Origin of the sequence: Streptomyces sp. 150FB (genome assembly GCF_000818195.1) — a bacterium.
Lineage (GTDB): Bacteria > Actinomycetota > Actinomycetes > Streptomycetales > Streptomycetaceae > Streptomyces.
This window is the reverse complement of sequence record NZ_JTHL01000001.1, coordinates 4,044,583-4,049,777: the sequence shown is the minus strand read 5'-3', so window position 1 is coordinate 4,049,777 and position 5,195 is coordinate 4,044,583. Positions and strand designations below refer to the sequence as shown.

At 70.8% G+C, this 5,195-nt stretch carries 3 protein-coding genes and 1 pseudogene; 1 reads left to right on the top strand and 3 read right to left on the bottom strand.

Annotated elements, in window-relative coordinates; genetic code table 11:
• Positions 1–13: 13 nt before the first annotated feature.
• Positions 14–916, bottom strand: a complete 903-nt coding sequence (locus tag QR77_RS17255) for a hypothetical protein (protein ID WP_040022757.1) — start codon at positions 914–916, stop codon at positions 14–16.
• Positions 917–1,124: 208 nt separating this feature from the next.
• Between QR77_RS17255 and QR77_RS17250 the strand changes: the two genes are divergently transcribed.
• On the top strand, positions 1,125–2,408 hold the full coding sequence (locus tag QR77_RS17250; RefSeq protein WP_040022755.1) for an adenylosuccinate synthase: 1,284 nt from the start codon (positions 1,125–1,127) through the stop codon (positions 2,406–2,408).
• A gap of 59 nt (positions 2,409–2,467) precedes the next feature.
• Here QR77_RS17250 and QR77_RS47810 read toward each other — a convergent pair whose 3' ends face one another.
• On the bottom strand, positions 2,468–4,492 hold the full coding sequence (locus QR77_RS47810; protein WP_052488835.1) for a serine/threonine-protein kinase: 2,025 nt from the start codon (positions 4,490–4,492) through the stop codon (positions 2,468–2,470).
• Between the two features lie 211 nt (positions 4,493–4,703).
• Positions 4,704–5,195, bottom strand: a pseudogene (locus QR77_RS48730) (nuclear transport factor 2 family protein); the annotation flags it as partial.

Sequence of the window (5,195 nt, the reverse complement as noted above, 5' to 3'; positions counted from 1 at the left end):
GCGAGGCGACCGGCTACCCCCACCCGTACCCCGTCTCCCGCCCCCGCGCCCTGTCGTCCGCTCGCGCCGCCGGCACCGTCAGGCCCCACGCTCCCGGCCGCAGCGTCCACGTGCGCGTCCGCACCGGCCCCGTCACCCGCGTGTCAGCGCGATAGCGGAAGTCCGCGCCCGAGACCGTCACCGACAGCGCGCTCGCGCGCATCGGCTCCGCCGGTGCCGAGAAGCGGACCACCACCTCCGCGCGCCCGCCGCGCGACCGTACCGTCACGCCCTCGACCGGCGAGTCCAGGTCGCTCAGGAGCACCCCGTCCGCCTCCACCCGCAACCGGTGCGTCCGCGAGGCGACCGCGTTCGCGGGGACCGGCCGCACCAACGTCCGTACCAGCGACCGGCACGCGCCCCACACGGACGCCGAACCGGAACCCCCGGAAGCAGGATCCTCGGAACCAGGAACCCCGGAAACCCCGGCGCCGGCCGGAATGCGCAAGTCGTCCAGCACCACCCCGTCACTGTCGTCCACCAGCAGATCCAGCCGCCGCACCACCCCGTCCAGCACCGCGCGGGCCGCCGCAACCGCCCCTGTGGGGACGCCCAGTGAGTGCGCGAGGTCCACGGACGCCCCCACCGGTACGAGCGACAGCGCCCCCGTGGCCAGATCCCGTTCCCGGTGGAGCAGGGCGACCATCCGCAGCAGCGCACAGTCGTCGCCGATCAGCACAGGCCGGCGGTTGCCGCGTCTCGCGAGCGCGCGGGCGAGTTCCTCGGGGCCCTCGGGGAGGCAGATCTTGACCGACGCACCCCCGCTCAGCACGTCCTTCGCGATACGTACGGATTCGCCGTCGGTCCGGCGGGCGCCCGGGTCGATGACCACCAGAAGCTGCTGCGCGCCGTTTTCGGCGGGCTCCGGAGCCGACACCTCGGTCCTTCCTCGGGTAGCATCTTTGTGCAAGAGCCCCTTGCGCTATTGCGCCAGGGGCTTCGTCTATTCCGGGGCAACCGGTTCGACGGTTCGGGCTGTGTCGTACAACGTGGTGCGATGTCATACGGCGCACAGGCGGCGTATGGACGGCGTATGTGCGCCCCCCTGACCTTGGACATGCCCCGCCCGGAAGGGGTGTACGCCTGTGCCCGCACTTGTGCTGCTCGGTGCTCAGTGGGGTGACGAGGGCAAGGGGAAGGCCACCGACCTGCTCGGTGGGTCTGTTGACTATGTCGTGCGCTATCAGGGCGGCAACAACGCCGGCCACACGGTCGTCGTCGGCGACCAGAAATACGCGCTGCATCTCCTCCCCTCCGGGATCCTTTCGCCGGACTGTGTCCCGGTGATCGGCAACGGAGTCGTCATCGACCCGGCCGTCCTCTTCTCCGAGCTGCGCGGTCTCGGCGAGCGCGGCGTTGACACGTCCAAGCTCCTGGTCAGCGGAAACGCTCACTTGATCACCTCGTACCACACCACGATGGACAAGGTGACGGAACGCTTCCTGGGCTCGCGCAAGATCGGCACGACGGGCCGTGGCATCGGTCCGACGTATGCCGACAAGATCAACCGCGTGGGGATCAGGGTCCAGGACCTGTACGACGAGTCGATCCTGCTCCAGAAGGTCGAGGCGGCTCTCGACTTCAAGAACCAGATCCTCGCCAAGCTCTACAACCGGCGCGCGGTCGACGCCCGCCAGATCGTGGAGGAGTTGCTCACCTACGCGGAGCAGTTGAAGCCGTACGTGGCCGACACGGCCCTGGTGCTCAACAACGCGATCGACGCGGGCAAGGTCGTCCTCTTCGAGGGCGGCCAGGGCACGCTGTTGGACGTTGATCACGGTACGTATCCCTTTGTCACTTCCTCCAACCCGACGGCGGGCGGCGCCTGTACGGGCTCCGGCGTCGGCCCGACGAAGATCAACCGGGTCATCGGCATCCTCAAGGCCTATACGACGCGGGTGGGCGCCGGACCGTTCCCGACGGAGCTGTTCGACGACGACGGCGAGGCGCTGCGCCGTATCGGCGCCGAGCGCGGCGTCACCACGGGCCGTGACCGGCGGTGCGGCTGGTTCGACGCGGTGATCGCACGGTACGCGACCCGGGTCAACGGCCTGACGGACTTCTTCCTCACCAAGCTGGACGTGCTGACCGGCTGGGAGCAGATCCCGGTGTGTGTCGCGTACGAGATCGACGGCAAGCGCGTCGAGGAACTCCCCTACAGCCAGACCGACTTCCACCACGCGAAGCCGATCTACGAGTACCTGCCCGGCTGGTCGGAGGACATCACGAAGGCGAAGACCTTCGCCGACCTGCCGAAGAACGCGCAGGCGTACGTGAAGTCGCTGGAGGAGATGTCGGGAGCGCCGATCTCGGCGATCGGGGTCGGCCCCGGCCGTACGGAGACCATCCAGGTCAACTCCTTCCTCTGACGGGCGCGTTGGCGCGGTGTCGGTGCCCCGGTCGCGGTTCGGGGCGTCGCGCCGCGCGGTCAGTCGACCCTGACCAGGTCGACCGGGTCCGCGCCGGTCGAGGCCGGGTAGGTGACCCGCAGTCCCTCGTCGGTCCTGGTGTACGTGTGTGTGTACATGGGGGTGTGGCACGCGGGATTCGTGGCGGCGGAGCCGACCCACTGGTTGGGGCCGAGCAGCAGCGACTTGTCCGACACCATGACGAGTACGGACTCGGACGCGCAGCGGCTGCCCCCGAGGACGGACGTCGAGCGGGCGACTCGCGTACCGACAGGGCCCTGTTTGATCACGACCCGGGTCTGGTCGCCGCCGTCATGGGTGTCGGCGAGCCGCCATGTGCCGAGGTACGCCTCGGAGATGGGTACCTTTCCGGTGACGGCGGGCCGGAGCGTGGCGGACAGCTCCCCGGCGCGCCAGTTGAGCGTCGGTACGTCCTCCCCCGTCGTACCGCCCGCGCTCCCGCCGCCGATGCCTCCGCCGATGCCTCCGCCGATGTCTCCGCCGGTGCCGGAGCCGGCGTCGATGATCTGCTGGGCGGGCGGCGCGCAGGCTCCCTGGGGTGCGCCCGGCGGCACGTTGCTGGTCGTCGTACCGGGGCTGAGCACCAGGGTGTCCGCCGTCCTGGAGACGAGGGTGGACGTGCCCTGGCACATCATCTTCGCGTCCACGAAGAGGAAGTCGGCGGCCTTCTCGCCGACATGGGCGTTCGTGATGACGAGCCGCCCGAAGGTTTCCGAGGCACGGTCGGTGCTGTTCTTGACGGGGCCCTCCCACTCCCCGGCGAAGCTCACGGGAGCGGGCCGTCCGACACCGCCGGGGCCCGAGCCCGATCCGGCGTCGTCGGTGGGCACGGGCGCCGCTCCGCCCCCTGGGGCTCTCCGTTCGGGGAGGAGGATCAGCGTGCCGGTGACGGCGACAGCGGCGACGGCCACGGTCACCACGACGAGCGCCGCGCGGCGCCGGGTGGACGGCCGCGGGGTGAGGAGCCGCACGGGCGGGATCTGCGTCGGGTCCAGGAACAGACCCGGTTCCGGGCCCCGGACCAGGACGACGTCGTGGCCGGTCCCCGGCTGCGGGTGGCCGGCAGGGGGCGGTGTGTGGGACGCGGAGCCCGCGTCGGCGTGCGGTTCCGGCTGCGTCGGCGACTCGTAGTCCAGCAGGTCGGCGGCCTGCCGCCCGAGCAGGGCGAGCAGCTCACCGGGCAGCCAGGGATCGACGGCGTTCTCCCGCGTCCGGGCGATCAGTTCGTCCGGGGTCGGCCGGTCGCCCGGCAGCTTCGCCAGACACTCCCGTACGAGCGCGCCGATGCCGTCGGGACCCTCCGGCAGCCCGTAGAGGTCCGGCGCCTCCTCGGCGACCCGGAACATCACCGCGTGCAGACCGCTGTTCATGGTCCCGAACGGTGGCCGCCCGGTCGCCGCGTAGGCCAGCACCGCCCCCACGCAGAACACGTCCGAGGCCGGGGTGACCTGTAATCCCCGTACCTGTTCCGGCGACATGAACCCCGGCGAGCCGACCACCGCGCCCGTACGGGTCCGGAAACTGTCGGTCGCCGTCTCCAGCGCGCGTGCGATCCCGAAGTCGATCACACGCGGGCCGTCGATGGTGAGCAGGACGTTGGACGGTTTGAGGTCGCGGTGGATCAGCCCGGCGCCGTGGACCGCCTTGAGGGCCTGGGCGAGACCGTTCGCGAGCACCTGTACGGAGGCGGCGGGCAGCGGCCCGTACTCCACGTCGACGACACCCTGGAGCGAGGGGCCCGGGATGTACGCGGTGGCCACCCAGGGCGTGTCGGCCTCGGTGTCCGAGTCGAGGACGGGCGCCGTCCACGCTCCGCCGACCCGGCGCGCGGCGGCCACTTCCTGCGCGAACCGTTGGCGAAACTCGTCCTCCTGGGCGAGTTCGGACTGTACGAGCTTGACGGCGACCGTCCGTCCGCCCTCGGACCGCGCGAGGTAGACCCGTCCCATGCCGCCCGCACCCAGCCTGCCGATCAGGTGGTAAGGGCCGATGTGGTGCGGGTCGTCCGTGCTCAGGGTGTCCACAAGGACAAGTCTGCCGAGGCGGGGGGTCCGCAGTCGAGGGCGATGTTGCTTCACCGCCCGACTGGGTCCTGGCTGGGGCGAAATCGTGATGCGGGGGCGGTTTGTGTGGATTCCAGTGCCGTTCGGATGCCCTTCTTTCGGCTGTCATTTCGGATATTCATTCGTGTGATTGCACGTGCGTTCGTGTGTTGATGTGCGGCGCCGAACGTCCTCAGCTCTCGTCCGTGATGACGGTCATGTCGATCCGGCTCAGCCGCTCGGGGTCGGACAGGATGTTGATCTCCACGATCCGGCCGCCGCTGATCGTCACGCCGGCGACCGAGAACGGCCGGCCCGCCGGGGCGCTGATCAGTCCCGGGCCGCCGTTGACCAGCACCGGTTGCGTGGACTCGGCCAGCCGCTGGAACGACATCGCCTGCTCGGCCACCGCGCGCGCACCGCGGATCACCCCGGAAGGACCGCCCACCGACAGCGGGCCGGTGTCGGCGCGCAGCACGACATCCGGGTCGAGCAGGGCGAGCAGAGCCTCGAACTCACCCTCGCGCGCCGCGGTGAGGAACGCGTCGACGATCTCCCGCTGCCGGCCGGCGTCCGCCTCCGGATCCGGCGCTTTGCCCTGTACGCGGCGGCGCGCCCGGCTCGCGAGCTGCCGTGCGGCGGCCGGGGTGCGGTCCACGATCGGGGCGATCTCTTCGAAGGGGAC